At 60.0% G+C, this 26,930-nt stretch carries 28 protein-coding genes; 15 read left to right on the top strand and 13 right to left on the bottom strand.

Translation table 11 applies throughout. The features are described from left to right. The first annotated feature begins 15 nt into the window (after positions 1–15). From F624_RS0108730 to F624_RS0108695, 8 genes are read left to right on the top strand one after another with little or no spacing between them, the layout of a single operon-like run. Positions 16–1,320, top strand: coding sequence for an NAD(P)/FAD-dependent oxidoreductase (locus F624_RS0108730; RefSeq protein ID WP_019573911.1), 1,305 nt, complete (start codon positions 16–18; stop codon positions 1,318–1,320). An 11-nt stretch (positions 1,321–1,331) separates the two neighbouring features. Then, entirely contained in the window at positions 1,332–2,147 is an 816-nt protein-coding gene (locus tag F624_RS0108725) for a DUF1365 domain-containing protein (protein ID WP_019573910.1), read from the top strand. 20 nt (positions 2,148–2,167) lie between these two features. Beyond that, the gene (locus tag F624_RS0108720) at positions 2,168–3,391 is read left to right on the top strand and encodes an SAM-dependent methyltransferase (RefSeq protein WP_019573909.1); all 1,224 of its coding nucleotides are present in this window, start codon (positions 2,168–2,170) and stop codon (positions 3,389–3,391) included. Then, complete coding sequence (locus F624_RS0108715; protein ID WP_019573908.1) at positions 3,388–3,945, top strand: chalcone isomerase family protein; 558 nt, start codon at positions 3,388–3,390, stop codon at positions 3,943–3,945. Before F624_RS0108720 ends, F624_RS0108715 begins: the two co-directional genes overlap by 4 nt. A gap of 13 nt (positions 3,946–3,958) precedes the next feature. After that, positions 3,959–5,314 (top strand): MFS transporter, encoded by a 1,356-nt coding sequence (locus F624_RS0108710; protein ID WP_019573907.1) that lies wholly within the window; start codon positions 3,959–3,961, stop codon positions 5,312–5,314. Next, positions 5,311–5,853 carry a DUF3833 domain-containing protein gene (locus F624_RS0108705; protein ID WP_019573906.1) on the top strand — a complete coding sequence of 181 codons (543 nt, stop codon included), beginning with the start codon at positions 5,311–5,313 and terminating at the stop codon, positions 5,851–5,853. The genes F624_RS0108710 and F624_RS0108705 overlap by 4 nt, the downstream gene beginning before the upstream one ends. After that, positions 5,850–6,632, top strand: coding sequence for an SDR family NAD(P)-dependent oxidoreductase (locus F624_RS0108700; protein ID WP_019573905.1), 783 nt, complete (start codon positions 5,850–5,852; stop codon positions 6,630–6,632). Before F624_RS0108705 ends, F624_RS0108700 begins: the two co-directional genes overlap by 4 nt. A 2-nt stretch (positions 6,633–6,634) precedes the next feature. Next, positions 6,635–7,096: a nuclear transport factor 2 family protein gene (locus F624_RS0108695; protein WP_019573904.1), complete on the top strand. Its 462-nt coding sequence runs from the start codon at positions 6,635–6,637 to the stop codon at positions 7,094–7,096. 92 nt (positions 7,097–7,188) lie between these two features. On the opposite strand, the gene F624_RS0108690 is transcribed toward F624_RS0108695, so the two are convergent. Next, positions 7,189–7,803, bottom strand: a complete 615-nt coding sequence (locus F624_RS0108690) for a glutathione S-transferase N-terminal domain-containing protein (RefSeq protein WP_019573903.1) — start codon at positions 7,801–7,803, stop codon at positions 7,189–7,191. Positions 7,804–7,894: 91 nt separating this feature from the next. Here F624_RS0108690 and purB point away from each other — a divergent pair, with 91 nt between their 5' ends. Then, positions 7,895–9,274 (top strand): adenylosuccinate lyase, encoded by a 1,380-nt coding sequence (purB, locus tag F624_RS0108685; RefSeq protein ID WP_019573902.1) that lies wholly within the window; start codon positions 7,895–7,897, stop codon positions 9,272–9,274. A 35-nt stretch (positions 9,275–9,309) separates the two neighbouring features. On the opposite strand, the gene F624_RS0108680 is transcribed toward purB, so the two are convergent. Beyond that, entirely contained in the window at positions 9,310–9,855 is a 546-nt protein-coding gene (locus F624_RS0108680; RefSeq protein WP_169426560.1) for a DUF4124 domain-containing protein, read from the bottom strand. Between the two features lie 139 nt (positions 9,856–9,994). On the opposite strand from F624_RS0108680, the gene F624_RS0108675 reads away from it, so the two are divergent. Continuing rightward, positions 9,995–10,555, top strand: coding sequence for a YaeQ family protein (locus tag F624_RS0108675; RefSeq protein WP_019573900.1), 561 nt, complete (start codon positions 9,995–9,997; stop codon positions 10,553–10,555). Between the two features lie 250 nt (positions 10,556–10,805). On the opposite strand, the gene F624_RS0108670 is transcribed toward F624_RS0108675, so the two are convergent. Beyond that, on the bottom strand, positions 10,806–11,288 hold the full coding sequence (locus F624_RS0108670) for a DUF3717 domain-containing protein (protein WP_019573899.1): 483 nt from the start codon (positions 11,286–11,288) through the stop codon (positions 10,806–10,808). Between the two features lie 421 nt (positions 11,289–11,709). Between F624_RS0108670 and F624_RS0108665 the strand changes: the two genes are divergently transcribed. From F624_RS0108665 to F624_RS34015, 4 genes are all read left to right on the top strand, one after another. Next, entirely contained in the window at positions 11,710–12,453 is a 744-nt protein-coding gene (locus tag F624_RS0108665; RefSeq protein WP_031254521.1) for a TerC family protein, read from the top strand. 92 nt (positions 12,454–12,545) lie between these two features. Then, the gene (locus F624_RS0108660) at positions 12,546–13,007 is read left to right on the top strand and encodes a hypothetical protein (RefSeq protein WP_019573897.1); all 462 of its coding nucleotides are present in this window, start codon (positions 12,546–12,548) and stop codon (positions 13,005–13,007) included. Positions 13,008–13,050: 43 nt separating this feature from the next. Continuing rightward, complete coding sequence (locus F624_RS0108655) at positions 13,051–13,404, top strand: phage holin family protein (protein ID WP_019573896.1); 354 nt, start codon at positions 13,051–13,053, stop codon at positions 13,402–13,404. Positions 13,405–13,861: 457 nt separating this feature from the next. Continuing rightward, on the top strand, positions 13,862–14,785 hold the full coding sequence (locus F624_RS34015) for an FkbM family methyltransferase (protein WP_084679457.1): 924 nt from the start codon (positions 13,862–13,864) through the stop codon (positions 14,783–14,785). Between the two features lie 231 nt (positions 14,786–15,016). On the opposite strand, the gene F624_RS0108650 is transcribed toward F624_RS34015, so the two are convergent. Together F624_RS0108650 and tfpZ are read right to left on the bottom strand one after the other, a co-directional pair. Continuing rightward, positions 15,017–16,582 carry a M48 family metalloprotease gene (locus F624_RS0108650; protein ID WP_019573895.1) on the bottom strand — a complete coding sequence of 522 codons (1,566 nt, stop codon included), beginning with the start codon at positions 16,580–16,582 and terminating at the stop codon, positions 15,017–15,019. After that, positions 16,582–17,343, bottom strand: coding sequence for a TfpX/TfpZ family type IV pilin accessory protein (gene tfpZ, locus F624_RS0108645; RefSeq protein WP_031254519.1), 762 nt, complete (start codon positions 17,341–17,343; stop codon positions 16,582–16,584). Before tfpZ ends, F624_RS0108650 begins: the two co-directional genes overlap by 1 nt. Before the next feature lie 66 nt (positions 17,344–17,409). On the opposite strand from tfpZ, the gene moaC reads away from it, so the two are divergent. After that, positions 17,410–17,934 carry a cyclic pyranopterin monophosphate synthase MoaC gene (gene moaC, locus F624_RS0108640; protein ID WP_043425787.1) on the top strand — a complete coding sequence of 175 codons (525 nt, stop codon included), beginning with the start codon at positions 17,410–17,412 and terminating at the stop codon, positions 17,932–17,934. A 22-nt stretch (positions 17,935–17,956) separates the two neighbouring features. Here moaC and F624_RS32365 read toward each other — a convergent pair whose 3' ends face one another. From F624_RS32365 to F624_RS0108620, 8 genes are all read right to left on the bottom strand, one after another. Further along, positions 17,957–19,168, bottom strand: a complete 1,212-nt coding sequence (locus F624_RS32365; RefSeq protein ID WP_051107349.1) for a glycosyltransferase — start codon at positions 19,166–19,168, stop codon at positions 17,957–17,959. Between the two features lie 229 nt (positions 19,169–19,397). Next, positions 19,398–20,900 (bottom strand): oligosaccharide flippase family protein, encoded by a 1,503-nt coding sequence (locus tag F624_RS34010; RefSeq protein WP_084679456.1) that lies wholly within the window; start codon positions 20,898–20,900, stop codon positions 19,398–19,400. Next, complete coding sequence (locus F624_RS34005; RefSeq protein WP_084679455.1) at positions 20,897–22,195, bottom strand: glycosyltransferase family 4 protein; 1,299 nt, start codon at positions 22,193–22,195, stop codon at positions 20,897–20,899. The genes F624_RS34010 and F624_RS34005 overlap by 4 nt, the downstream gene beginning before the upstream one ends. Then, positions 22,192–23,382, bottom strand: a complete 1,191-nt coding sequence (locus F624_RS34780; RefSeq protein WP_157443379.1) for a hypothetical protein — start codon at positions 23,380–23,382, stop codon at positions 22,192–22,194. Before F624_RS34780 ends, F624_RS34005 begins: the two co-directional genes overlap by 4 nt. Positions 23,383–23,390: 8 nt before the next feature. Then, on the bottom strand, positions 23,391–24,227 hold the full coding sequence (locus F624_RS34775; protein WP_157443378.1) for a hypothetical protein: 837 nt from the start codon (positions 24,225–24,227) through the stop codon (positions 23,391–23,393). Then, positions 24,224–25,387, bottom strand: coding sequence for a glycosyltransferase family 2 protein (locus tag F624_RS0108630; RefSeq protein ID WP_019573891.1), 1,164 nt, complete (start codon positions 25,385–25,387; stop codon positions 24,224–24,226). Before F624_RS0108630 ends, F624_RS34775 begins: the two co-directional genes overlap by 4 nt. A 63-nt stretch (positions 25,388–25,450) precedes the next feature. Continuing rightward, the gene (locus F624_RS0108625) at positions 25,451–25,948 is read right to left on the bottom strand and encodes a pilin (protein ID WP_019573890.1); all 498 of its coding nucleotides are present in this window, start codon (positions 25,946–25,948) and stop codon (positions 25,451–25,453) included. Positions 25,949–26,135: 187 nt separating this feature from the next. Next, entirely contained in the window at positions 26,136–26,927 is a 792-nt protein-coding gene (locus F624_RS0108620) for an MBL fold metallo-hydrolase (protein ID WP_019573889.1), read from the bottom strand. Positions 26,928–26,930 lie beyond the last annotated feature (3 nt).

The raw sequence follows: 26,930 nt of genomic DNA, 5'->3' as shown, positions 1-26,930 counted from the left end.
CATCGGAGGCCGCCCATGAAGGTCGCCGTGATCGGTTCCGGCATCTCCGGACTGGCCGCCGCCCATGCCTTGCGCGGCCAGGCTGCCGTCACCCTGTTCGAGGCCGGCAGTTACTTTGGCGGGCACACCCACACGGTCGACATCACCCTGCCCACGGCGCGCGGACCGGTCACCCATGGGGTGGACACCGGCTTTCTGGTCTTCAATGAACGCACCTACCCCCAACTGATCCGGCTGCTGGCCGAGTTGGGTGTGGCCACCTCGCCTTCCGACATGTCGTTCTCGGTGCAGGCCCCCGGGGCGCTGGGCCGCCACAGCCTGGAGTGGAGCGGCTCCAGCCTGGCCACGGTGTTCGCCCAGCGCAGCAACCTGCTGCGCCCGCGTTTTCTGGGCATGCTGGCCGATCTGCTGCGCTTCAACGCGTTGTGCACGCGCATCGCCCAGGCCAACGAAGAAAGCGCGCTGATGCAGCCGCTGGCCGATTTTCTGCGCCAGCACCGCTTCGGCGACGCCTTCCGCGACTGGTACTTTCTGCCCATGCTGGGCTGCATCTGGAGTTGCCCGACCGACCAGATGCTGAAGTTCCCGGTGGCGACCATGATCCGGTTCTGCCACAACCACGGCCTGATCCAGGTCAGCCAGCGGCCGCAGTGGCACACCGTGACCGGCGGTGCCCGAAACTATGTGGAAAAGATCCTGGCCGGCCTGGACGACAAGCGCTTGAACACCCCCGTGCGCCGCATCGAGCGCGACGGCGCCGGCGTGCGCGTGATCAGCGACCCCGGGGCCGAACGCTTCGACCGGCTGGTGCTGGCCACCCACCCCGGCCAGGCCCTGGGCCTGCTGGGCGACGCCAGCACCCTGGAGCGCGAGGTGCTGGGCGCCATCCGCTACCAGGCCAACCGGGCCGTGCTGCACACCGACGCCAGCGTGCTGCCCCAGCGGCGCCAGGCCTGGGCCGCCTGGAACTACGAACGCGCGGCAGACAACGCCCTGGAGTCCACCCGCGTCTGCCTGCACTACCTGATCAACCGGCTGCAGCCGCTGCCCTTCGAACAGCCGGTGCTGGTCTCGCTCAACCCGGTGAAAGAAATCGACCCGGCCCAGGTGCTGGGCGAGTACGACTACGAGCACCCGGTGTTCGACCTGGCGGCCATCGCAGCCCAGCAGCAGGTGCCCAGCCTGCAGGGCCGCCAGCACACCTGGTTCTGTGGCGCCTGGACGGGCTATGGCTTCCATGAGGACGGGCTGAAATCCGGCCTGCAGGCCGCGGCCATGCTGCAGCCCACCCTGGCCAGCCCGCAGGCCCGAGCCGCCTGAGGCCCCACCGCATGCCCCAACCCATGCCACCGCCCGGCCCCACCGCCCGATCGAACCAGCCCCTGCTGGGCTTCGGCCAGGTGCGCCACACCCGGCTGCGGCCGCGGCGCCATGCCTTTGCCTACCCCACCTTCTTCGTGCTGCTGCCGATGCGCGAGCTGGCCGCCTGCCAGGGCCCGCTGGCCATCAACCGGCGCGGCGCCCTGAGCTTTCACGACGTGGACCACGGCGATGGTCGCCCGGCCAGCCAGGGCGGTGCCCTGGCGTGGCTGGAGCAGGTGCTGCAGGCCGAGGGCATCCTCGACGCCACCGGCCCCGTCTGGCTGCATTGCTACCCGCGCGTGCTGGGCTACACCTTCAAGCCCGTCAGCTTCTGGTACTGCCACCGGGCCGATGGCACGCTGCGCGCCATCGTGGTCGAGGTGAACAACACCTTCGGCGAGCGCCACTGCTACTTGCTGGACGAGCCCGACGCAGGGCCCTTCTGGGGCGCCGAGCTGAAGGCGCGCAAGGTGTTCCATGTGTCGCCGTTCTGCGCAGTGCAGGGCGGCTACCGCTTTCGCTTCATGCGCACGCAACGAGACGGCCTGGACCGCACGGTGGTGCGCATCGACCACGACGATGCCCAGGGCCCGCTGCTGCAGACCAGCGTCAGCGGCACGCTGGAGCCGATCACGCCCGCCAGCGTGCGCCGCGCGCTGTGGGGCCACCCGCTGATGACGCTGGCGCTGATGGCCCGCATCCACCTGCAGGCGCTCAGGCTGTGGCTCAAGCGCGTGCCCTTTCACCGCAAACCCGAAGCGCCTGCCGCCTTCGTCAGCCGTTGACCTGCCCCACCCCGACCGCCATGAACAGCAGCACCGCCCCCACCTCGTTCACCCTGCCGCAGGGCACCCCCGCGGCCGCCCGCACCGCGCTCAGGCTGCTGCAGCGCCTGCAGCACGGCTCACTGACCGTGCAACTGCCCGACGGGGCCTTGCACCATTTCGGCGACGGCCACGGCCCCTCCGCGGCCATGACGCTGCGCAACTGGCAGGTGTGCCGGGCCGCCCTGAAATCGGGCGACATCGGCTTTGCCGAGAGCTACATCGCCGGCGACTGGACCACGCCCAACCTGACCGAGCTGCTCAAGGTGTTCCTGGCCAACCGCCAGCACGTGGACGATGTGATCTACGGCAGCTGGGCCGGCCGCCTGCTGTACCGCATCAAGCACCTGCTCAACCGCAACACGCGGCACAACAGCCAGAAGAACATCCACGCCCATTACGACCTGGGCAATGCCTTCTACGAGCTGTGGCTGGACGACACGATGAACTACTCATCCGCCTGGTTCGAGGCTGGGCCGGAGCAGGACATGCGCAGCGCCCAGCACGCCAAGGTGCGCCGTGCCCTGCGCATGGCCCGGGTGCAACCGGGCGACCGGGTGCTGGAGATCGGCTGCGGCTGGGGCGCCCTGGCCGAGATGAGCACCACCGAGTTCCAGGCCCGGCTGACCGGCGTGACCCTGTCCACCGAGCAGCTGGACTTTGCCCGCCGGCGCATGCAGGCCCTGGGCGTGCAAGACCGGGCCGACCTGCGCCTGCAGGACTACCGCGACATCGACGACGGCCCCTACGACGCGGTGTGCTCGATCGAGATGGTGGAGGCGGTGGGCCGCGAATACTGGCCCACCTACTTTTCGGCCATAGAGCGCCTGCTCAAGCCCGGTGGGCGGGCCTGCATCCAGAGCATCGTGATCGACGACGCGCTGTTCGAGCGCTACATCGGCTCGACCGACTTCATCCAGCAGTACATCTTTCCGGGCGGCTGCCTGCCCTGCCCGCGCGAGTTCCGCCAGGCCGCCGAGGCCGCCGGGCTGCAGGTGGAAGACAGCTTTGCCTTCGGCCAGGACTACGCCGAAACCCTGAGACGCTGGCGCGAGCGCTTTCTGGCCCAGCGCAGCCAGATCCAGCAACTGGGCTTTGACGAGCGCTTCATGCACATCTGGGAGTTCTACCTGGCCTACTGCGAGGCCGGCTTCTCGATGGGCAGCATCGACCTGGTGCAGTACACCCTGGTGAAACCGGCATGAAACGCCGCCAACACCTGGCCTGGTGGGCCGCGCTGGCGGCCGGTGCCGGCCATGCCGCACCGGCCCAAGCAGCCACAGCAACTACAGCAGCCACGCCCCTGCCCGGCACGGTGCCGGCGGGCGAAGCCACCATGCGCTTTCTGGGCTGGTCGGTCTACCAGGCCCGTCTGTGGGTGAGCCCCGGCTTTCGCGCCGAGCAATACGCCAGCCTGCCGCTGGCCCTTGAGCTGCTGTACCTGCGCGACTTCAGCGCCGAAGCCATTGCCAAGCGCTCGCTCAGCGAGATGCGCCGCATCGAGCCCATCAGCGACGAGCAAGGCGCCCGCTGGCAAGCCCAGTTGCAGGCCCTGCTGCCCGACGTGAAGAACGGCGACCGCCTGCTGGGCCTGCACCAGCCCGACACCGGCGCCCGCTTTGTGCACAACGACCGCCCCCTGGGCGCGCTGGAGGACGCCCGCTTTTCGCGCCTGTTCTTCGGCATCTGGCTGTCCGCCGCCACCTCGGAGCCCTCGCTGCGTCAGGCCCTGCTGGCCCCCGTGACCGGCGCCCGTTGAGGGGAGGCGCCTGATGGCCGAACCCATGCCCACCCACCCAGCCCCGGCCTCCGCCATGGCGGCCCCACAGCCCGACCTGAGCCTGCCGCAAGGCCTGGCCTATGGCCTGATGGGCCTGCCGCTGGCCTTTGTGGCCCTGCCCCTGTACGTGGTGCTACCGCACCATTACGCGAGCACGCTGGGGGCGCCCCTGGCGGCCCTGGGGGGCGTGCTGCTGGGCGCCCGCCTGCTCGATGCGCTGGTCGACCCCGGCCTGGGCCGGCTCGCCGATCGCCTGCTGCAACACTCGCCCCGGGCCGTGTGGCGCGCCAGCGCCGTGGCCGGCGCCTTGCTGGCACTGGCGCTGTGGGCCGTGTTCATGCCTCTGGTGCACAGCCCCGCAGCCTTGCTGGCCTGGGCCGCCGTGGGCCTGGCCCTGGCCTACCCGGCCTACAGCCTGCTGAGCATCACCCACCAGGCCTGGGGGGCCCGGCTGGGCGGCAATGAGGCCCAGCGCGGCCGGGTGGTGGCCTGGCGCGAAGGCGCCGGGCTGCTGGGGGTGGTGCTGGCCTCGGTGCTGCCCACGCTGCTGGGGGTGCCGGCCATGCTCGGCGCCTTCAGCGGGCTGCTGGTGCTGGGCTGGCTGGCCTGGCACCGGGCTCCGGTGCCCGCCCCCCTCCCTCAGGGCACAGCCGCCGACCACGCGGGCTTGTGGCAGCCCTGGCGGCAGGCCGCGTTCCGCCGCCTGATGGGCGTGTTTGTGCTCAACGGCATTGCCAGTGCCGTGCCGGCCACCTTGCTGCTGTTCTTTGTGCAAGACCGGCTGCAGGCCGCGCCCGGGCAGGAGCCGGTGTTGCTGGGCCTGTATTTTCTGAGCGCCGCCGCGGCCATGCCGCTGTGGCTGCGTGCCGTGGCGCGCTGGGGCCTGGCGCCCTGCTGGCTGGCCGGCATGCTGCTGGCGGTGGCGGTGTTTGCCTGGGCCGGCACGCTGGGGGCCGGGCAGGTGGTCGCCTTCCGCTGGATCTGCGCCTTGTCCGGCCTGACCCTGGGGGCCGATCTGGTGGTGCCTGGCGCCTTGCTGGCCGGCGTGCTGGCCCAGCCCGGAGCGGCCTCGGCCGGTGCCAGCTTCGGCTGGTGGAACTTTGCCAACAAACTGAACCTGGCCCTGGCTGCGGGCCTGGCATTGCCCCTGCTGGCCGCGCTGGGCTACACGCCCGGCAGCACCGACGCCGCCGGCCTGCAGGCCCTGAGCCTGGGCTATGCGGCACTGCCTTGCGCGCTCAAGCTGGCCGCGGCGCTGGCGCTGTACGGGCTGATCCTGCGGCCCGCCGCCCAAGGCCGAGCGCGGCCCGGGGCCCTTCTCCAACCCTCACCCATCGACACACCATGAACCGACAACACTTTCTGCGTTACGCCCTGGGCGCCGCCACCTTGGCGCTGGCAGGCTGTGCCGGCCCCCAGGTGAGCGACTATGCGGCCGAGAAACCCGCCCTGGACCTGCGCCAGTTCTTCAATGGCCGGGTCGACGCCCAGGGCCTGTTCCAGGACCGCGGCGGCCACATCGTGAAGCGCTTCACCGTGGTGATGGATTGCCGCTGGGAGGGCGACGAAGGTGTGCTGGACGAACACTTCAGCTATTCGGACGGCAGCACCCAGCGCCGTGTCTGGCACCTGACCCGCCTGGCCGATGGCCGCTACCGGGGCCGGGCCGACGATGTGGTGGGCGAAGCCCAGGGCCAGGTGGCCGGCAACGCCCTGCGCTGGAACTACACCCTGGCGCTGCCGGTGGACGGCAGCACCTACCACGTGCAGTTTGACGACTGGATGATCCTGATGACCCCGCAGACCATGCTGAACCGGGCCACCATGAGCAAGTTCGGCGTGCGCCTGGGCGAGGTGCTGCTGTCGTTCCAGAAGGCGCAGCCATGAGCCGCAACCCGCGCATCACCGAATGGCAGGGGCGGCGCGTGTGGCTGGTGGGGGCCTCCAGCGGCATCGGGCTGGCCACGGCCAGCGCGCTGCACCAGCGGGGCGCCCAGGTCATCGTGTCGGCGCGCAATGCAGAGGCCTTGCAGGCCTTTGCGCGGCAGCACCCCGGCAGCCAGGGCCTGGCGCTGGACGTGACGCAGCGCGATCAGGTGCAGGCCGTGGCCGCCCAGGTGCTGGGCGAGGGGCCACTGGACCTGATGCTGTACTGCGCCGGCTACTACGAGCCCATGCGGGCCACGCAGATGCGGCTCGACAGCCTGCTGCAGCACCTGCAGATCAACTACGTGGGGGCCCTGCACGTGCTGGATGCCGTGCTGCCCGGCATGATCGAGGCGGCCCGCGCCGGGCGGCCTGGCCACTTGAGCCTGGTCAGCAGCGTGGCGGGCTACCGAGGGCTGCCCAACAGCCTGGCCTATGGCCCGACCAAGGCCGCCTTGATCCACCTGGCCGAAACCCTGTACCTGGACCTGCAGGACCTGGGCCTGGGCGTGAGCGTGGTCAACCCGGGCTTTGTGGCCACCCCGCTGACGGCGCAGAACGACTTTGCCATGCCGGCCTTGATCAGCCCCGAGCAGGCGGCCCAGGCCATGCTGCAGGGCTGGCACCAGGGCGATTTCGACATCCACTTTCCGAAGCGGTTCACGCGGGTGATGAAGCTGCTGCAGTGCCTGCCGTATCCTGTGTACTTTCCGCTGGTGCGCCGCTTCACCGGACTCTGACCATGACCGACAACTTGCCCCCCGACCCCAGCGGAATCGATGCTGCCGTGCAGCGCACGGTGCAGTTCTTCGAGCACCTGCGCCCGAGCGATCTGGCCGACCTGGGCCAGCACTACGCCGCCCAAGCGGTGTTCAAGGACCCGTTCAACGAGGTGCGCGGCCTGGCGGCCATCGAGGGCGTGTTCCAGCACATGTTCGTGTCGCTGCACGAGCCGCACTTCATCGTCACGCAGCGCGTGGTGCAGGGCCCCCACTGCTTTCTGACCTGGGACTTCGTGTTCCGATTCCAGCGCTTCTCGCCCAGCCAGTGGCAGACCGTGCGTGGCGCCAGCCATCTGGTGTACGACGAGCAGGGGCTGATCACCCTGCACCGCGACTACTGGGACGCGGCCGAAGAGCTGTACGAGAAACTGCCCGTGGTGGGCGGCGTGATGCGCTGGCTGAAGGAGCGGGCCCGGCACTGAGGCCCACCCCAGTGCGCTGGGGCGCAGCGCCCAGAAAAAAACCGGCCAAGGCCGGTTTTTGCGTTGCAGGCGAGGCCCACCGGCCCGAGGGCTCAGGCCGGGCGAGTGTCGGCGAAGCTGGGGCGTTGCATCAGCTTGTCCATCAGGCGGGCCAGGTTGGGGTGCTCGGTGCGCCAGGGCACCTCGGGGAAGCGGAACTCGAGCCAGCCCAGGGCGCAGCCCACCGCGATGTCGGACAGGCTGAGGTGGATGCCGCTGCAGAACGGCTTGTCGCCCAGGCCCTGGCTCATGGCCTTGAGGCTTTCGGTGATCTTGCCCATCTGGCGGTCGATCCAGGCCTGGCACTGCTGCTCGGGCGGGCGGTGCGCCCACACGGTTTCCATGCGCGCCAGCAGGCCGGCGTCCATGAGGCCGTCGGCCAGGGCCTCCCAGGTCTTGACCTCGGCGCGCTCGCGGCCCTGGGCCGGGATGAGCTTGCCCACGGGCGACAGGGTGTCGAGGTACTCGACGATGACGCGCGAATCGAAGACGGCCTCGCCGCCCTCCATGACCAGACACGGCACCTTGCCCAGCGGGTTGGAGGTGCTGATCGTCGTGTCATCGGCCCAGACGTTCTCAATGACGAACTGGTAGTCGAGCTTTTTTTCGGCCATCACGATGCGCACTTTTCGCACATACGGGCTGGTGGTAGAACCGATCAATTTCATGTGTCTATGTCTCAGGGAATGGGACCAGGGATCCGTGCAGCGCATTCTATCGAGTCGCCCCTGCCCTGGCCCGGCAACCTACAATTCGGGTATGAGCTTCTCACCCATCTCCGCCCTTTCGCCGCTGGACGGTCGTTACGCCAGCAAACTCAGCCCCCTGCGCCCGCTCATGAGCGAGCTGGGATACATGCACCGCCGTGTGCAGGTGGAGGTGGCGTGGTTCATCGCGCTGTCCGACGCCGGCTTTGACGAATTCAAGCCCCTCACCCCAGGCGCCCGCACCTACCTGCTGGGCCTGGTGAAGAACTTCTCCGAGGCCGATGGCCTGGCCATCAAGGAGATCGAAAAGACCACCAACCACGACGTGAAGGCCGTGGAATACTGGATCAAGTCGAAGTTCGAGGCCCGCCCCGAACTGCAGGCCGCCAGCGAGTTCGTGCACTTTGCCTGCACCAGCGAAGACATCAACAACACCAGCCACGCGCTGCAGATCAAGGCCGCGCGCGACGTGGTGATCCTGCCGGCCCTGGACGGCATCATCACCAAGCTGCGCGACATGGCCCACGCCTACGCCAACGTGCCGCTGCTGAGCCGTACCCACGGCCAGACCGCCAGCCCCACCACCGTGGGCAAGGAAGTGGCCAACGTGCTGGTTCGCCTGGCCGCCGCCCGCGAGAAGATCGCCGCGGTGAAGCTGATGGGCAAGATGAATGGCGCCGTGGGCAACTACAACGCCCACCTCTCGGCCTGGCCCGACTTCGACTGGGAAGCCTTCAGCAAGAAGGTGATCGAGTCGCCCGAGCCGCTGGGCCTGGGCCTGACCTTCCAGCCCTACAGCATCCAGATCGAGCCGCACGATTACATGGCCGAGTTCTTCGACGCCGTGGCCCGCGCCAACACCATCCTGGTCGACTGGTCGCGCGATGTGTGGGGCTATGTGAGCCTGGGCTACTTCAAGCAGCGCCTGAAGGCCGGCGAGATCGGCTCGTCGACCATGCCGCACAAGGTCAACCCGATCGACTTCGAGAACGCCGAAGGCAACCTGGGCCTGGCCAATGCCGTGCTGCGCCACTTGAGCGAAAAGCTGCCGGTGAGCCGCTGGCAGCGTGACCTGACCGACAGCACCGTGCTGCGCAACATCGGTGTGGCCCTGGGCTATGCCGCGCTGGCCTACAACTCGCTGATGGTGGGCCTGAACAAGCTCGAACTCAACGAAGAAGCCCTGGCCGCCGACCTGGACGCCTCGTGGGAAGTGCTGGCCGAGCCCATTCAGACCGTGATGCGCCGCTTTGGTGTGCAAGGCGCCTACGAGAAGCTCAAGGAAGTGACCCGTGGCAAGACGGTGACGGCCGAGGCCCTGCATGGCCTGATCCGCTCGCTGGAGATCCCGCAGGCCGAAAAAGACCGCCTGCTGGCCATGACGCCGGGCAGTTACGTGGGCAAGGCCGCCGAACTGGCACGCCGGGCCTGAAGCCCACAGGCTCTCTGCCTTTCCCCGCGCCCGGCTCAGGGCAGAGAGGCCTGGTAAGCCTGGGCGCGCTGCAGTGCCTGCGCCGCGTTGTCGACAGCCTGGCGCTCGCGCAGGCGGCGCTGGGCATAGCGCTCACTGAGCCGCGAGCCCGTGCGCACCCGGTTGGATTCATCCTCACGCGGGGCCTCACCGGCCAGGTAGAGGGCCTGGGCCTGTTCCAGATGCTGGCGGGCCAGTTCCACGGCCCGGGCCGCCTCGCTGCGGCGCTGCAGTTTCTGGTTGAGCTGCTGGTTGTAGCGGTCGATCTCGACTTGCTCATGCTGGCGTTTGGCCTGAGCCTGGGCTGCCATCTCGGGCGTCACCTTCTCGACCTTCACGGGCTGCGCCCGGCCTGAGGCGATGTCGTCTTCGCTGACCCGATCAGTGAACACGGTGTGGCCCTGGGCATCCTTGAGACGCCACACCTGGGCCGATTCGGCCCTGGCCACCGTGAAGCCGCAACCGAGCAAGCCACAAGCCAGCCACAGCACAGAGCACCGGGCCAAAACCGCGGCTGTGGTGAAATGCAAGGTTGGACCCATGGCAGTCAAAGCTCCATTCGGATGGACAGACCCACCAGCAGGATGTGCATCCAGCTGCCAGCATAGCCGCATCCGGCCCTCGCAGCGCACGCCCCGGCATGGGTTTTCCGCCCTTTCCCTTTCAGAACAAGAACGCCTCATGGCTCTCAAATCCACCATCTTCAAAGCCGCGTTGTCGATTGCCGACATCGACCACAACTACTACGCGGACCACGCCCTGACCCTGGCGCGCCACCCCAGCGAGACCGACGAGCGCATGATGATCCGCCTGGCCGCCCTGGCCCTGCAGGCGCACCAGTTGCAGGACGTGTGCAACGGCGACGGCACCCTGGCCTTTGGCGCCGGCCTGTCAGACCCGGACGACCCCGATGTGTCGCTGACCGACTTCACCGGGCACAAGCGGGTGTGGGTGGAAGTGGGCCAGCCCGAGGAAAAGCCCATGCTCAAGGCCTGCCAGAAGTCGGACCAGGTGCTGGTGTACTGCTTTCACCACGCCGCCGAGGTGTGGTGGAAGACCATGGAGAACAAGGTCAGCCGCATGGACAAGCTGCAGGTGTGGCGCGTGCCCACCGAGGCCTCGCAGGCCCTGGCCAAGCTGGCGCAGCGCAGCATGCAGCTGCAGGCGACGGTGCAAGAGGGGGCGCTGATGATGAGCGACTCGAAAGACACCGTCGAAATCGAGTGCCTGCGCTGGAAATGAACTGTTGGCCCCCACGGTCGCGCACTTCGTGTCGCTCCCTGCCCCCCAAAGGGGGCCGCAGGCCGCCTTGGGGCGGCCCGGCGCCGGCCTGGACTGTTAGCCCCCACGCTCCCTCACTCCGTGTGGTCGCTGCCCCCCAAAGGGGGCCGCAGGCCGCCTTGGGGCGGCCCGGCGCCGGCCTGACCTCTTCGTTCTAGAGCACGCCTGATCAAGCAATCGCCCTGTTCACCATCAGGCGCGTGAGGTCGGGTCAGGTTGCTGTTTGGCGGCGGCGTTGCCGGTGAACCTCCTGGGCGGCGGTCTGCATGGCCTGGGCTGCGGCGGCGGGGCCTTCGGCGGCGCGCTCCAGGTAGCGGTTGAAGCGCCAGGCGTGGCCCTCCTGGGTGATGCGGCGCCAGGTGTGGCGTTTTTCGGTGGCGCTCATGCCGGGCCAGTGCTGCACCTCGTCAAAGGTGCGGCCGCAGCCCTTGCAATGGCTGTCGCCCTGACTCGTGGAGCAGATCGCGATGCAGGGGGTGTCGGGCGTGGTGTCGTACCAGGCCTGCCAGGCCTGCCAGGCGGCCTCGGGCAGGCTGAACTCGTCGGCCTCGTCTTCATGGAAATACACCATCAAGGCATACACCTCGGCCAGCGCGCGCAACTCAGGGGCCAGCACCACGCCATCGGGCGAAGGTTTTTTGGCCCGCCAGTGGTTGATGGCGGCTTCGATGTCGGTGATGTGGATTCCGGCCATGGCAATTTCAAAACAGGGGGCGCGATCATAATCCGCCGCCGCAGGCAGCCTGGGCTGAAAGGGCCGCCACCGAGGCGCACAAAGGGTCATTGACTGCCCCCCCAAAAACCTACGACTTGCAAGGCCTCTGCGACCAGTGGTTAAATCGCGGCACGAAGGGGAGTAGCTCCCTCGGTGTGAGTTGGCCTGTACCCCCGTGCAGCGGCCACACCAGATCAACAAGTCGTCAATACGAAGCCTAGGCTTCCGGCTTGTTGGGCATTTTCTGCATGACTCCATGCCGAGCAAGACCTTCGATTCGAACCTGGGACAGGTTTGGTCGAAGCGTGTCTGCCACTGCATCCGCCCGGGTGCGCGCCCAGCCCCACCATGACCGCCACCTGCCCCAGGGTTTGTTCTTGCACATCCTGGAGTGTTTTTCATGGAATTTCTTTCCGCACCGTGGTGGTCAGCCCTGCTGGCCATCGTTCTGATCGATCTGGTTCTGGCCGGCGACAACGCCATCGTGATCGCCCTGGCCGCGCGCCAGCTGCCGGCCCATCTGCAGAAAAAAGCCATCCTGTGGGGCACGGTGGGCGCCATCGGCGTGCGCTCGCTGATGACCGTGGGCGTGGTCTGGCTGCTGAAGGTGCCGGGCCTGATGCTGATCGGCGGGCTGGGCCTGCTGTGGATCGCCTACAAGCTGCTGGCTGACGACGGCGACGGCCATGCCGACGGCCCGGCCGCCAGCACGTTCTGGGGCGCCATGAAGACGATTGTGGTGGCCGACGCGCTGATGGGCATCGACAACGTGCTGGGCGTGGCCGGGGCCGCACACGGTGCCTTTGACCTGGTGATCCTGGGCCTGCTGATCAGCGTGCCCATCGTGGTGTTTGGCAGCTCGGTGGTGCTGAAGCTGGTGGAACGCTTCCCGCTGATCATCCATGCCGGCGCGGCCGTGCTGGCCTTCACCGCCGCTCGCATGATCGTGGGCGAGCCGCTGCTGGACGCCGTGTTCGACCCGCCTGAGCTGATGAACACGCTGGCGCGCTGGAGCACCTACGGGGTGGCCATTGTCGGCGTGCTGGGCGCGGGCTGGTTGCACCAGCGCCGCCAGGCCGCCCGCAAATCCGGCGGCCAGTTCGGCCACACCACAGCGCAAATCAGCTCTGACACCACGGCATGAACCAGGCCATGGCGATGTCCCCTACCGAATCCAAGACCGCTTCTGTTCCCGCCAGCGGCCCCACACGGCCACCCTCGTCTCAAGGAGAAACCATGGACACCCTGATTGCCTACTTCGACGATGCCGACCACGCCTGCCACCAGCTGCTGCCCCTGCTCGCGCCGGCCAACGCCCCCGCGCAGCAGGCCACCCACTGGATCCTGGTGGCCTGCCCCCCGCGCATGACGCGCCGCGTGAGCAAATGGGTGAGCTACGCCAACCGCGAGAACTGGCGCGCCCGCTGGGCCGACAAGGTGACCGAGCCCGTGGTGCAGGCCGTGGTGGCCCCCGGCGATCAACTGACCCGCCTGGTGGCCCACGGCTCACTGGCCGATCTGTCGGACAGCCTGCGCCGGCAGTTCCCCGGCGCGCGGGTGCTGGATGCGCGGCGCCCCAAGCTGGGCCAGGACCTGCCCGCCGTGACCCACAACCAGCCCGAGCCCCAGGCTGCACGCTGGGCGGTGCCCGGCGCCGTGGCGGGCCTGGGTGCGGCCCTGGTGCTGGCCACCGAGTGATGCCCGGGCGCGGCTACACTGCAGCTGCTGCTATGCTGCGCCCATGAAACTGCTGCTGAAATGGCTGCTGAGCGCGGCCTCACTGATGTTCGTGGCCTACCTGTACCCGGGCGTGCAGGTCACCAGCCTGAGCGCCGCCCTGGTGGCGGCGCTGGTGATCGGGCTGTTCAACGCCGTGCTGCGCCCCATCCTGGTGGTGCTGACGCTGCCCGTGACGGTGGTGACGCTGGGGCTGTTCCTGTTCGTGATCAATGCCTTCATGTTCTGGGCCGCCGCCGAGCTGCTCAAAGGCTTTCAGGTGACCGGGTTTGGCGCGGCCCTGATCGGCTCGCTGATCTACTCGGCTCTGGGCATGGTGATCGACTCAGCGCTGCGCAGCCTGCTCCCGCAACAGTGAGGCCACCTCGCGGGTTCGGGCGTCGATGATCGAGGCCTCGACGTGGTCGGCGCAGGCGCTGGCTCCACAAGCGCACCACCTGGGGCTTGCTCAAGCTTGGCAACCGCGTCCCGCGCTGACCGATCTCACCGCCATTCCACGCCGCAAGCTCACGAAAGTGCTGCACAGCCAGAGAGGCCGTGCGTTGGCCGCCTGCTCGGCAGGAGCCCCCCCCCGGCCAGTCGTGCCCGGATGTCCGGCAACCATGACGAATGCAGCCCCTCTGGCCCGCAGCTGCCGTCCGCGAAACTTCATGGAGATGGCTGGGTTCGAAAAATCCATATCTCCAAAGTATTTGCCGGCGGGTGGCTAGCAAGCGAAATTGGGCACCAATGGAGTCCCCAGTTCTCTTGTCAATCCTCTGTCATGCTCAACAATCCATAAAAACCCTCCCAAATTCAGCACGACTGGAGAATATATGAATTACGAGAAAGAATACAACATAAGCAAAGAAACAGTATTAAGCTCCGTCAAGAAGAACATCAAACACTATTTTTTTCGCAAGCTAACGAAAAGCAGCAATCACCTTTTTTTAAGGGGTGGAGACATTATCTCTATCGATCCTCAAATCATTGGAATCCACGAAGAAAAAATCCGCAATTCAATCAAGCACTACACCACAGAGGGATACAAGGATTTTTTGATTGATATTGGCGCAAACATAGGATTGACATCCTGCCAAAGTGGCCTTGAGTTTTCAGAAATTCATATGTTTGAACCCAATCCATTGTGCTGCAAAATTCTAGAAGTGAACACCAGCATAAGTCTTGAGCCTTCGAAAATAACCATTCACAAATACGGGCTTGGAGCCGAGAATAAAAACTGCCTGCTCACCATTCCCAAGCACAACTGGGGAGGTGCATTCATAAACGACGAGACCAACAGCTATACAAAAGAAATCCTGAGCTTGAAAGATGGACTCGAAAATTTCGACAGCAATAATTATTTAGAAGTTGAAATCTCTATCAAAGATACAGAGCAAGAGTTGAAGGGGATATTCGAATCACTCGCCAATAAAGGACTTCATCGAGGAGTCATAAAAATAGATGTTGAAGGATACGAAGAGTCGGTATTGATCGGCATCGCCAAATCCATCCCAAAAAATATCCAGGCAGTTATTTTTTTTGAATCATGGGATAAAAATTTCAATCTAGAAAAAATTACTGACACGTTCGACAGAAAAATAATAACACGAAAAATAGTCCAATCCCCCCCATGGGGCACGGACGCATCAAAATTAAGAAAAATACTTTCACTGATACTAAATCAGAAATACCATACAAAAATCAAAAATATTGAGGGCGATAATTTTGCCGGAGATCTTATATTAGAGGTTTTTTAGCAAGCTTTGTGCTGATTAGATATTGGAGACGACACTGAAAGATCAATCTCCAGCTTCCTATTCAAATAGCAGTGCGCGGTTGGTGGCCCATCAAAAGACTGGGCAGTCCTGGTTCAGCGCGATGAGGACGCCCCCTCCAATCAAGCGGGCGCCGTTGTGAGCGGGATCTCTTCAGAAGCCCCAACCAAGCATGATCTTGGCGCTGAACTTGGCAACCTGCTCACGACCTGTTCAGCGCTGCGCAGCCTGTTCCCGCAGCAGTGAGGCCACCTCGCGGGTGCGGGCGTCGATGATCGAGGCCTCGACGTGGTCGGCGCCGGCGCTGCCGCCGCGGCGCACCATGTCTTGCGCGGCCTTGAAGCGGTCCATGGCGCCGCTGTAGTCGAAGTGCGCCACCTGCGCCTCGGCCTCGGCCCGCAGGCTGCGCAAGGGCTTGCCGGCGGCCCCCCAGGCGCGTGACAACCACTGCCATGCCGTTCCATCGTGGGGGTGCACGGTCACCCAGGTCTGCAGGGCTTCGGCCGTCTGTTCGGCGGGATCCAACCCGCCCAGGGCCAGGCGACCCTGGGTGCCCAGCAACAGCTCCGGACGTCTCACCTCAGCGCCCATCGGCAGGGCTGCCGCCGTGGCGGGCTTGCCCGTGGCCAGGTCGAGCTCAGCCACCAGCAGGCGCTGCAGGCGCAAGGCCTCGGGGCTGGACTGCACCAGGGGCTGCAGGCGGTTGACCGCATCACGGGCTTTTTGCCAGTCGCGCAGTTGCATGGAGGCCAGCGCGGCACCGTACAAGGCCTGCGCCTGGCGCACGGGCGGCTGCTGGCGGAAGGCGGCCCCGTCGGGCTCGGCCTGGCGTTGGCGCTGCAGCTCGATGTTGTCGGCGCTGATGGCGCGGGCCCGGGCCATGATGAGGGCATGCTCCAGCGTGGTCGGCACCACCCCCTTGCTGCCCGGGCGCAGCTCCTGACGGGCTTGCATGTCGGCGATGCGCTCGGTGGTCAGCGGATGGCTGCGCAGGTAGGGGTAGGCGCCGTTGTCGTTCAGGCGCGAGGCCTGCTGCAGCTTGTCGAACATGGTGACGAAGCCCTGGCCATCAAAACCCGCCTGGGTCATGACGCCATAGCCCACCCGGTCGGCCTCGCGTTCCATGTCGCGCGAGAACTTGAGCTGGTTCTGCACCGTGAGGGCCTGCCCGCCCACCACCAGGGCGCTGGCCGCATCAGGGCTCTTGCTGGCGGCCAGCGCAGCCAGGATCAGCGCGGCGACCAGCAAAGGGGTCTGCTGGCTGTCCTTGCTCATCATGCGGGAGATGTGGCGCTGCGTGATGTGGCTGAGTTCATGCCCCAGCACCGAGGCCAGCTCGTCGCGGTTGGCCACGATGGCGATCAATCCCAGATACACGCCCATGTAGCCGCCCGGCAGGGCAAACGCGTTGACCTGGCGGTCCTTGCCCAGCAAGACCTGCCAGGCAAAGCGCTCGTCCTGATCGGGCGTGAGCTCGCCCCGCTGGCGGGCCGCCTGGATGAGTTGCTGCCAGATGCCCTCCACATACTCCTGCAGCACCGGGTCATCGAGGTAGTCCGGGTCGCGGTAGAGCTCGCGTGCAATCTGGTCCCCCAGGCGGCGCTCGGCGCCCAGGGTCATGCCTTCGCCGTCGCCGAGGGCGGGGAGCTGGGCACTGCTGAGCGTGGGCGCACCCAAGGCCGCCATCAGGGCCAGGGACAGGGGGGCCAGCCAGCGGCGGCGAAGGTCGGAGCGGTTCACGATGGGCTTGGGTAGCACGACGGCGAGGCCTTGGAACATCAGAACGAATCGATAGGCAGGTAGCCCAGGATATCGGCAGTTTGCGCATCCAACACCACGGTCCAGAACGTTTTACGGCCCACCAATGGAACGTAGCTCAGTTCGCCCAATGTACGCCCGGAATTGGCGAGCCATGCATCGATCAGCGGCGAAGCCTGCGGTGTCCGCTGCTTCAAGTCGGTCATTGGCTTGGCGGCAGCACGCAAAGCCTGGCGGCTGGCATCAAAGCTTTGCCACAGATCGGTACGGGCCGCCAACGGGGCCCCCTGGAGGGCATCCATGGTCGCATCCATCTGCTCCTTTTGACTGCGAAACGGTCGCAAGCCGAGAGCAGTCGGCCCAGTCCACGGCGTTGCTACCAACTCCCGGGGTACCAGGGACAATGCCTCTTTCGAGAGTTGAGCGGCATGGACCACGGTGAACCGGTTGTACTCAAACACCAAATGCACTGGCCTCGCCAAGGCCACGGTCCAGAGTCCGTAGGCCAAGGCCGCCATCTGCAGCACGGCAATGCAGACCATATCCCTGAGCAGCTCACGCTGAGGCTTCTTGGCCTTGTTGAAGATGATCAGGGTGATCAAGGGCCCGATGACCACGTCAACCCCCGCCATCAACACGAACAACTCCCGACCGCCAGACACATCGCGGTAGGGATAGGGGTACCAGAGACCAAAGACCAAGCACGCGGCCAAGGCCGCAACCAGCATACTCACGCACAGGTGCGCACCAAACGCACGCCAGCGACTCTCGAACAGTTTCATAAACGTATGATCGACGAACAAAGTCAAGCCAACGTAAATGTACTTGCCCTCTCTCCCCTGCCAACTATGACTTCACTGACCCACTTCGACGCACAAGGACAAGCCCATATGGTTGATGTGGGGGACAAAGCACACACCCACCGTATCGCGGTCGCCGTCGGCCACATCAACATACAAGTTGGCACCTTACAGTTGATCGAATCAGGTACGGCCAAGAAAGGCGATGTCTTGGGGGTCGCGCGCATCGCAGGCATCCAGGCCGCCAAGAAAACGAGTGATCTGATACCCCTGTGCCATCCATTGGCCTTGACAAGAGTTGCTATTGAGTTTTCTCTGAAAAATGCCGATGCGTCCGGGCCTGCGGCGGTTTTTTGCAGTGCAACCGTCGAGACCAGAGGGCAGACGGGTGTGGAAATGGAAGCGCTGATGGCATGCCAAGTCGCCCTCCTCACCATCTATGACATGTGTAAGGCCGTGGATCGCGGGATGGTCCTGAAAGAATGCCGCGTCCAAGAAAAGAGAGGAGGTAAATCCGGTGAATACAATTTTTCCGATGAAACCAACGCCGCTAACGGATACCTTGCCTCGTAAATTCTGATCAACACTATTCAAATCAATTCCTACTTTGAATCCAATATGATTCGGCATTGAATTTATCTTGATTCCACAAGCACCATGCTGTATCCAGTGTTTTTTCAAAATTTTGTTTAAAGGCTTGCTCCGAGAAATTTTCTGCCCACTCACGACAACGGTCTGGACTGAAACTAGATTTCGAGTTTTCAAACAGAACTACTGCCTCCAAAATAGATTCAGTCGACTGCTTATCAAACAGGATGCCCGTAGGGTGTTCAAATTTCTTGAGGCAACGTACGGTCTCCGCAGCCCCGCCCGTGCCAAATGCAATGACTGGTGCTCCGGATGCTTGCGCCTCTACTGGAGAAATTCCGAAGTCCTCTAGCGCTGCAAAAACGAAGGCTTGTGCAGCAGCCATATATTTCTGCACGACTGGATCTGGCTGCCATCCCAACATCTCTACATTTGGCGGACATTTGCGTAGCAGGTCATCGTATTCTGGACCATCTCCAATGATCACCAAGCGGCGATTAGGCATAGTTCTAAATGCTTCCATGATCAGATTAACCTTCTTGTATGACACCAGGCGAGACACTACAAGATAATAATCATCTCGCGCCTCCCGACACTGAAATTCAGTGACCTTGACCGGAGGATAAATCACCCGAGAGGGACGCCGGTAAGTGCGCCACACTCTTTGCTGTACATGTTTGGAGTTCGCAATAAAAAAATCTACATTATTAGAAGTTTGACGCTCCCAGACCCGAAGCTTGTGAAATATCCAGCGAGCCAATATAGATTTGACGCCGCGCTCCAACCTGTAATCCTGAAGATACTGAAAATGCAAATCCCAGGCATATCGCATGGGTGAGTGAACATAGCTCACATGCATCTGCTGGGCATTTGTCAACACACCTTTGGAAAATGCGTGGGAGCTGGAAATTATCACATCATAATCAGACAGATCCACTCCCTCAACAGCCATTGGCATCAGAGGCAGATAGTTCCAAAACCATTTCTCAGCAAAGGGCAGGTTTTGAATAAAACTCGTCGATATTGGAGCGCCACAAAATTTTCTCCGATCGAGATCGGACAAGAAGTCGATAATCGCATAAATATGACTCGAAGGAAATATCTCAACGATAGCCCGGACCACATCTTCAGACCCCCCCCAACTGCTCAACCACTCGTGAGAAATAGCAATTCGAAGATTATTCAACACCTGTAATGAAGAATCTTTTTTACTTATCATGATGAATGATCCAGCGAAACCAAAGACAACAAATAAAGCAACCAACGGGAGTATAAGGGTCTCGATTACAAAATCAACAAGGCGCCCAAAAAATACCTTGAATTAATTTTTCCATGATGTGCAAAAGTGGCAAACAACCCAAAATATCGCCATTTCCACGCCTCATAGATGAAAATTAAAAATGCATCATCGCACAGCGAAGCGCAACGCTTCAAATTTATATTTTCAGTCAAGCGCTACGCCGCGGCTTAAACCAAAACTTGGCCCAATCAAGAGTCAAGGGACTCCCAACCAACACTGCGAGTTGAATCAAAAATGCACATCCAGCCAGACCTAAAATCCGCCCCCACCACGGATCAAAAGACATCACAGATACGCCGCTTAATAGAAATGCGGCAATGGCTCCACTCACCAAAGGCTGAGCAACATCTTTCATCAACCAATCACGCCAAAAATTTGGCAAAAATCGCTTATTAATCAACCAAACATGGTACACCAAAAGACATGCATTGGACAAAACCCAAATCCATCCAACTGCGACCAGGCCATATTCAGGCACCGCCCACAGCGTCAATGGAATAACCAAACCCATCAGAAAAATATTACAACCAATAGCGAATCTTGTTATACCTTGGCAAAATTGAGTAAACAATGGAATCTGCGCCAGAGCATTAGAATAAATACCTACCATCATAAACCTGATCACGAGAGTCAATGAATGGTAGTCGAAATCGGGCGATAGCCAGACTTGAACCAGCTGATCAGAGAATACAAATACAAATAAAAAGACCCCGGTGGTCAGCACTGATATCCATCTGGAGAAATGATGAATGCTCCGTAAAAATTCTTGCCCAATTCCACCTATCGAAAACATTCGGACCAAAACGGGATAAGCGGCATTGGAGATAGGTGAATAGAAAAGCACCAGCCCGTTTGCAATAGTCAATGCCAACGAAAAGTACCCGAATTCCCGCAATGGAAGAAGCTGCGTTAGCAAAAGCCGGTCTAATTGAGTAAGCATCGCTTGACTCACCGCAACCATGCTTAGCCCTAAAGAGAAACCCAATACCACTTTGATATTTCTCCATCGAAATGGCAATTTCAATCGGTGGCCCAACCAAGTTTGGCGCAGCAACAGCCACATTAAAAAAGCTTCCAACCCCAAAGAACCAACCAGCACCAAGCAATAACGATCAATTCCTCCTTGGGGGTTCTCAAATACAAACCATGCGCCCAGCAAACGCAATAAAGTAGTACCAAACAAACTGCCGGCAGCAACACCCTGTGCGCCCAAACCAAATAATGCATTTCGATACAGCATCACCAAAGTTTGGCCTGCAATCATAGGTCCAAAGAGCTGAAGCGTCGTCAATCCACCTGAAATTCGCGCAGCGCCTTCAAATATTCGCACCCCTAACTTCGAATCAAAGAAAAAATAGAATATGACCACCATGACCAACGAGATAATCAAGTAGCATTTTTCAACAGAAGAAAAAACAACGCGAGCACTGTACTGCCGATCATTTTTAGAATCAGCCTCGGCGAGCATCTTGACCATCCCATAGGAAAATCCGATCTCAAGCAGCCCAAACAAGGTCTGTATTAATAATCCGGTGGCTAACAGGCCGTAGGCTTCAGGGCCCCATCGTCTCAAAACGAACGGGGTTATAAAAATTCCAAACAGTGCAGCACCTAAATTTGCCAGAAAATTAAGTACTACATGAACTTTCATAGCTCACACGTGGAATAAAATTGTTGTAGCTGCTTCAAACAAGAAGCAGCACTATTTTCCCAGGAACAAGTAGAAATTGAACTGGGACATCCATCTCGTTGCCCATAAACCTTCTCTACTTTCTCAGCACAACTCGATACACTACCTTGACGATAGTATTCGACATACTCATCAGAATTCTCAATGAATGCTGGGATATCAGAGGCCACAACTCGCAACCCACGCGCTCGAGCTTCAAGCAATGGCAAACCGAAGCCTTCAGCCAGCGACGGGAATATAGCAGCGATAGATGAACGATAAATCAGATCAAGCTCTGCATCATTGGCATCATGAACTACCCACAACCGCTTACCCCATTGAGGATGAAATGGCAATTGATCCGTAAACTCTTTCAAATCCGAGTTCAGACGCCCGACTAAAAATAGACCACAAGGAAAACCACGAGCCCACATCTGCTCAAAAACATTCAACAGCCAAGGATAATTCTTCCTGTGCTCAAAGCTCCCAACGGAACAAAAATAGGAACCTAACTTGACAATGAGCTGCTCGATAGACTTTCGAATAGGAGTGCCTGCCAAAGACTTTTCATCAGCCCCCAATCTAAAGTTAGACAGCGGCATTTCAGGGATATTATTCGCAACCATCCATTCAGCCACTTCATTTTTTGTATGAACTGAATTGCATATAACAGCGTCACAATTTTTCAGTATCTTTTCGAGCCAAGACGAAAAAATATAAGAGAAAAGAGGTGAGCAAAATTGGCGGTGATTGATAGGTATCAAATCATGAACCAGCAAGACGACAAATGCACCTTGTTGCCGCGCATGGCGAGCGGCCAGCCAAACGTGATAGCTCCAAGAGGCATCGGGCAGAAAAACCAAATCACCCGTTTGGTAGGTGATATTTTTATTGTTCTTGGCCAGCAGACGAAAAACTATATGCGAATGAATTGACCAAGCGATGTACGCTAACTGAAGTGGCAAAATCCACAACAAAAGTCGGCGCAATGGACCTTCCGTCACCCACCGATGAAATGCAGCCAATAATACTTTTGACGTGCTCAGTTCATCTTTTTTCTTTGATACCACAGAACTTTCATCTGACTTATTCAGCGCAGAGTCAGCATATCGAAATCCCTTAGGGTGATAAACCACGGGCAGAACCTCAACCCCTGAGCATCTTTGCTGGGATTGCATACAAGTCAACAAGCGCTGTACCGCTCGAGTGATACCAACCACACCCGATTGGGTACGGGTAAAGCTCACGTCAATAAAAATGCGGTGGAGCTTTCTCATATCTGGCGCTCCCACGGCAAACCAGCCCGGCCTCGTAACTGTTGGCAATCGAGCGTGAAATGCCCTGCCGCCACATCTTCAACAGATCCGACCCTGGTGATTTGATAGGATCTATAGTATTTATAAAACACCCCTGACTGGGGAATTGCATAAATTTTCATATCTGATCCAGGATAATTTCTCAAACCACCGCCGTTCAAAGGCAGGGTAGAACTCTCACCAGTCCGAAAGAATCTTGGGCAGATTAACTCCAATTGATTCAAAGCAGCCTCGATTATTTCTGGTATTTCCTTCTTGGACGAAATAGATTGCTTGTACGCGACTTTCAAATGGCATTGCCAAAATGAAAACATCGGTGTTTTGGCACTTTGACCGATCAAAGAAGCCCCACCGTCATTATCCGACGACTGAGAAATAGGCAACAAATAGCAAGAATTTGATTCCTCAGTCAGCTCCAATTGAAAAGGAGCCACCATATCATTGATGCTAAGGCGCATAGCTTGGTCTGGCAATCCATCACGATCCATATGATCGAGAATCGCCGGCAAAATCAGGTCGATGCGTTCCGCATCAGCTAATTTTCTTTTTGCTTTTTCAAAAAGTCCTACGCGCTCTTCACGGCGATCCAATGAGAGCAAACCAATCCATTGGGTCGCAGCATCCATTTGCGGCGCGAGTATCGAATACGACAACGAAGAAACTGAGACGAAAACTCTCTTATTCGGTTTGATTGAAATCTCAGGCCAGACCACCTTAAATACGGGCCCACGAGACCAGGGGAAAAAATTCCAATTATTCCAAGGCACTGTCAGGCATAGTAAATAGCCTTGCAATGACATCGCAAAAAAGATCAGTGTTAACCTGAATTCGGCAGTGGTCGGCAGGGCTCGGATGCACATCACGAGCAACGGTCCCACCACAAACAGGCAATACATGAAATATCGGCCATTTCCAGAGGTGATCAACCAGGGAATGAATGACAGGCCAACGAGGAGGGTCAATGCAAACATGACATGGACCTGTGCCTGCTTTAATACACGCTGCCGACCAAGCACCCAAAGCAGCAAAAACATCAAAACAAATAAGGCAAACCGACCATCAGGAGCCATAATCTCAACATAGATACCGCCATTTGGAAAAAACATCGAGAAAGGACGCAGCAGGGCCTCCCAGAATGAATCAGGCATGAATCTGATCATGGCTGCCATCCAAAAACGCGGCGCGCAGTTTCAAATAGATTATCGTAATAGGGATAAATGGGATTTCCAAAATACTGCCACAGAACCGATCCCCAATATCCATAAATAACGAGAAAACCAAACAATACAGAAAGACAAGCACATATCATGTACATGGACTTTCTTACAAGGCTGCCAGGCGCAACATACATCCAAAATACGGGAAATACGATTGACAGCGGTCCGTTGCTCAACTTAAAAGCGACTGCCATACCGACAAAAAATCCAGCAACAATAAATTTGGTCAGATCAATAATCTTTGGAGTTCCGACCTGATCCTGAGTGGATCTGGTGGGCAGAACAGTGAATGCGACGGCCCATAGCATGGGTATGGCGGCAACCCAATCGTTGGCTGTGGTATCCAGGAAAGATAATGATACACAGGAGGTGAACGCCAGAATGCTGCCTAAGATACGGCAAAACTGATCGAAGACTGTGTTCTGAGGCATTCCTGCCTTGCATATCAACCAGACTGCAGGCACCGATAACAAATACTGAATATTGATGATGGCGCCAGCCAAGGCTCCATTGATATCCGCGTGCATCAAGCGATAAGGCAGCCAATACAAATATGGAAATTGGTAAACCTGGGTACCAGCTGCCTGAATATCTCGGCCAAACCTCTCATGCTCAGCACTCCATCCAAGATAGATGTGATGATTCAAACCATCCCAGCTAAATCCAATATGCCCAAGCATCAAAGGAACACCGCAAAAGACAAGCCCTGCCAAAACCATCAGAAACAAAATCTCTCCACGCGTTGACAGCCACGCCGATCGGTATAGGACTTTCATGGAGTATCCGCAGCTGGAGAAGGCTTATAAAAATCAAGTGCTGTGACGAAAAATGTAGCCATGGCCAGTTGACCACCGACCATCATCAATGTCACGGCAGGAATGACCTGTCGCATCATTTGCACAGGATCAAGTGGACCAAAATGAAGTGCACGCCACGTTCCAAACAGAGACCCCGACCATACCAAGCCAGACATAAAAATCAGAAAGGCAGATAGTCCGCCGACCTCCAAACCCAACCAAGACGGCCAGTGATCCAACCACTTGGTCTTAGTCCTGAAACCAAACCACACACTGCTCCAATGCGTGATCCCAGCCAATATCAGTAACTGCACACCCAAGACGATAGCCACCATCATGTAGAGCAAGGAATGAACACCAAAACCCAAGGTAGGCAAACTCACCGGCCCGGAACTCAAAAGCGACATGCCTAGAAGGCCGATCAGCAAAAAAACGGCGCCGGGATAAAAAAACAACCAACGCGGACAAAAAAGAAGTAGAAATCGCAGATGGCGCCAGCCATCGCGCCAGGGGCGAAGATGAGGCGCGCGTGCACGCCCATCTGGCCAGAGGATGGTCGGCACTTCACAGATACGTAAACCTGCCAACGAAGCTTTGACAACCATTTCGCTGGCGAACTCCATGCCTGTGGTTTTGAGCCCTAGTTTCAGAACGGCAGCTCGATCGAACCCACGCAGACCACAGTGAAAATCTCGCACAGCAGAGCGAAAAAATAAGCGCCCAAGAAAACTCAGAATGGGATTACCAAGATAGCGATTGAGTATCGGCATTGCGCCTGGTCGGATGCCTCCTGCGAAGCGGTTCCCCATCACCAGTTGAGCTCCTTGCCGCAGGGCGGCCACAAAACCGCCCAAATCAGAGAAGTCGTAGCCGTCATCGCAGTCCCCCATGATGACAAAACGCCCCTTGGCCTGCTTGATGCCCGCAGTGAGGGCTGCGCCGTAGCCCCGCACAGGCACAGAGATCACTCGAGCGCCATTGTTTGCTGCAATCTCCTGGGAGCCATCTTGTGAGCCATTGTCGGCAATCAAGACCTCGCCAACGATGTTCTGAGACGTGAGAAATTGGCGAGCCTTGCGAATACAGGTCGACAAAGTGGCCGCCTCATTGAGGCAGGGCATCAGGATCGTGAGTTCCATAGCAAGCACCAAGAAAAAAGGGCGGCATCAGCCGCCCTTTCGAATAGCTTCAAACAAGCCGCATCAAGCGCCCTTGCAGGAGCCAGGCAGGTACTTGGTGGCAAGCGATGTACCGCTGCCGCCACACAGCCACAGCTGAATGGTCTGGTTCGGGGCAGACACGGCAGAACCGCAGGTAGCCGATACGCCAGTACCCGAAGTGGCGCTGGTCTGACAAGGCTGCAGGGTCACTGCACCTGCGATGCTGCTGCCCAGATTTTGCGAAGTGGCGGTAATGACACCTGTACTGCTGACAGACACCGAAGCCACATACTTGCTGGCTGCAGTGGAAGACTCACAACCCCAATTGCCAGAGGTCGGCAATGCCGAAGCTGTGGAGGTCTGTACGGTCTCAGTCACAGTGGTACGGCACGCAGACGCCGCCAAAATCACTTCCGACACCTTGGCACGCACGGTGTAGTCCTGATATGCCGGCAGAGCCACGGCAGCCAAAATGCCGATGATCGCAACCACGATCATCAATTCGATCAGGGTGAAACCCTGTTGGACGGTACGCTTCATGTGAAAACTCCTGAAATGAAGGGGAAGAGCGGTCGAGTTCAGCAGATTTCGTGCCATGCAGTTTCTACGAATTTGTGCGTAGGAAGTCATCCAAGTCGCCCCAGCATGAGCAAAGGTGTCATATGTGTATTTTTGTTGCGGCCCGGCGGACAATTTTGTCAGAACAAAAATGTCATGGGCTGTTGTTTCAGATTTCAAACTCATCGCCTGAAGCCAGCCACTGCAGCGTCAGGGGCCAACCCACGGGATGCTCGGCCTGCTGCTCGAGGGCCTGGAGTTGGGCGGCGATGTCTGCGGTTTCAGAGGGTTTGGTGTGGGTGATGTGGATGGAGAAACCCGGCTGGGCGCCAAGATGACGCAGTTGTTCGATCAGGCTGGTGGGTGACAGGTGGCGGCTGCGCACGGCAAGATCGTGCTCGGCTTCGCCAAAGGCGGTCTCGATCACCAGCGCCTTGACAGGCAATTGTCGGATGCGAGCCCAGAAAGCGGGATGGCCACAGGTGTCGCCCGTGAAAACCCAGGCCCCCCGGCCGACATCGACAGAAAAGCCCACAGCCGGCACAGCGTGTTCAGCCGGCAGCACCTCGATCTGACAAGAACCAGAGGCCAGAACATCGCCGCACTCGAAAGGATGCAGGGTCACAAAGGGCTGCGCGGGGTTCGGCAGCCGGGTGAAATCGGGCCAGATGACGTCGTTGAACACGTGCTGACGCAAGGCCTCCAGGGTTTGCGGAAGGGCTCGCACGCGCAGTGGGCTCTGGCGCCACTTGCTCACAGAATCGAGCATCAGGGGCAAGGCGGCGATGTGGTCAAGGTGGGAATGGGTCAGGAACACGTCGTTGACGCGCACCATTTCCTCCAGGGTGAGTTCACCCACGCCGGTGCCGGCGTCGATGAGCACCGATTCACCGATCAGAAACGAGGTGGTGTGGCAGCCTCTGGCAATGGCGCCCGAGCAGCCCAGAACCCTGATTTTCATGCG

It is taken from the genome of Curvibacter lanceolatus ATCC 14669 (genome assembly GCF_000381265.1).
Lineage (GTDB): Bacteria > Pseudomonadota > Gammaproteobacteria > Burkholderiales > Burkholderiaceae_C > Curvibacter > Curvibacter lanceolatus.
This window is presented reverse-complemented; position numbering and strand designations above follow the sequence as displayed.

What these genes read in the sequence shown, in the direction of transcription:
- F624_RS0108730 (WP_019573911.1), top strand. Translation starts at nt 16, where the DNA reads ATGAAGGTCGCCGTGATCGGTTCCGGCATCTCCGGACTGGCCGCCGCC.
- F624_RS0108725 (WP_019573910.1), top strand. Translation starts at nt 1,332, where the DNA reads ATGCCCCAACCCATGCCACCGCCCGGCCCCACCGCCCGATCGAACCAG.
- F624_RS0108720 (WP_019573909.1), top strand. Translation starts at nt 2,168, where the DNA reads ATGAACAGCAGCACCGCCCCCACCTCGTTCACCCTGCCGCAGGGCACC.
- F624_RS0108715 (WP_019573908.1), top strand. Translation starts at nt 3,388, where the DNA reads ATGAAACGCCGCCAACACCTGGCCTGGTGGGCCGCGCTGGCGGCCGGT.
- F624_RS0108710 (WP_019573907.1), top strand. Translation starts at nt 3,959, where the DNA reads ATGGCCGAACCCATGCCCACCCACCCAGCCCCGGCCTCCGCCATGGCG.
- F624_RS0108705 (WP_019573906.1), top strand. Translation starts at nt 5,311, where the DNA reads ATGAACCGACAACACTTTCTGCGTTACGCCCTGGGCGCCGCCACCTTG.
- F624_RS0108700 (WP_019573905.1), top strand. Translation starts at nt 5,850, where the DNA reads ATGAGCCGCAACCCGCGCATCACCGAATGGCAGGGGCGGCGCGTGTGG.
- F624_RS0108695 (WP_019573904.1), top strand. Translation starts at nt 6,635, where the DNA reads ATGACCGACAACTTGCCCCCCGACCCCAGCGGAATCGATGCTGCCGTG.
- F624_RS0108690 (WP_019573903.1), bottom strand. Translation starts at nt 7,803, where the DNA reads ATGAAATTGATCGGTTCTACCACCAGCCCGTATGTGCGAAAAGTGCGC.
- purB (WP_019573902.1), top strand. Translation starts at nt 7,895, where the DNA reads ATGAGCTTCTCACCCATCTCCGCCCTTTCGCCGCTGGACGGTCGTTAC.
- F624_RS0108680 (WP_169426560.1), bottom strand. Translation starts at nt 9,855, where the DNA reads ATGGGTCCAACCTTGCATTTCACCACAGCCGCGGTTTTGGCCCGGTGC.
- F624_RS0108675 (WP_019573900.1), top strand. Translation starts at nt 9,995, where the DNA reads ATGGCTCTCAAATCCACCATCTTCAAAGCCGCGTTGTCGATTGCCGAC.
- F624_RS0108670 (WP_019573899.1), bottom strand. Translation starts at nt 11,288, where the DNA reads ATGGCCGGAATCCACATCACCGACATCGAAGCCGCCATCAACCACTGG.
- F624_RS0108665 (WP_031254521.1), top strand. Translation starts at nt 11,710, where the DNA reads ATGGAATTTCTTTCCGCACCGTGGTGGTCAGCCCTGCTGGCCATCGTT.
- F624_RS0108660 (WP_019573897.1), top strand. Translation starts at nt 12,546, where the DNA reads ATGGACACCCTGATTGCCTACTTCGACGATGCCGACCACGCCTGCCAC.
- F624_RS0108655 (WP_019573896.1), top strand. Translation starts at nt 13,051, where the DNA reads ATGAAACTGCTGCTGAAATGGCTGCTGAGCGCGGCCTCACTGATGTTC.
- F624_RS34015 (WP_084679457.1), top strand. Translation starts at nt 13,862, where the DNA reads ATGAATTACGAGAAAGAATACAACATAAGCAAAGAAACAGTATTAAGC.
- F624_RS0108650 (WP_019573895.1), bottom strand. Translation starts at nt 16,582, where the DNA reads ATGTTCCAAGGCCTCGCCGTCGTGCTACCCAAGCCCATCGTGAACCGC.
- tfpZ (WP_031254519.1), bottom strand. Translation starts at nt 17,343, where the DNA reads ATGAAACTGTTCGAGAGTCGCTGGCGTGCGTTTGGTGCGCACCTGTGC.
- moaC (WP_043425787.1), top strand. Translation starts at nt 17,410, where the DNA reads ATGACTTCACTGACCCACTTCGACGCACAAGGACAAGCCCATATGGTT.
- F624_RS32365 (WP_051107349.1), bottom strand. Translation starts at nt 19,168, where the DNA reads ATGATAAGTAAAAAAGATTCTTCATTACAGGTGTTGAATAATCTTCGA.
- F624_RS34010 (WP_084679456.1), bottom strand. Translation starts at nt 20,900, where the DNA reads ATGAAAGTTCATGTAGTACTTAATTTTCTGGCAAATTTAGGTGCTGCA.
- F624_RS34005 (WP_084679455.1), bottom strand. Translation starts at nt 22,195, where the DNA reads ATGAGAAAGCTCCACCGCATTTTTATTGACGTGAGCTTTACCCGTACC.
- F624_RS34780 (WP_157443379.1), bottom strand. Translation starts at nt 23,382, where the DNA reads ATGCCTGATTCATTCTGGGAGGCCCTGCTGCGTCCTTTCTCGATGTTT.
- F624_RS34775 (WP_157443378.1), bottom strand. Translation starts at nt 24,227, where the DNA reads ATGAAAGTCCTATACCGATCGGCGTGGCTGTCAACGCGTGGAGAGATT.
- F624_RS0108630 (WP_019573891.1), bottom strand. Translation starts at nt 25,387, where the DNA reads ATGGAACTCACGATCCTGATGCCCTGCCTCAATGAGGCGGCCACTTTG.
- F624_RS0108625 (WP_019573890.1), bottom strand. Translation starts at nt 25,948, where the DNA reads ATGAAGCGTACCGTCCAACAGGGTTTCACCCTGATCGAATTGATGATC.
- F624_RS0108620 (WP_019573889.1), bottom strand. Translation starts at nt 26,927, where the DNA reads ATGAAAATCAGGGTTCTGGGCTGCTCGGGCGCCATTGCCAGAGGCTGC.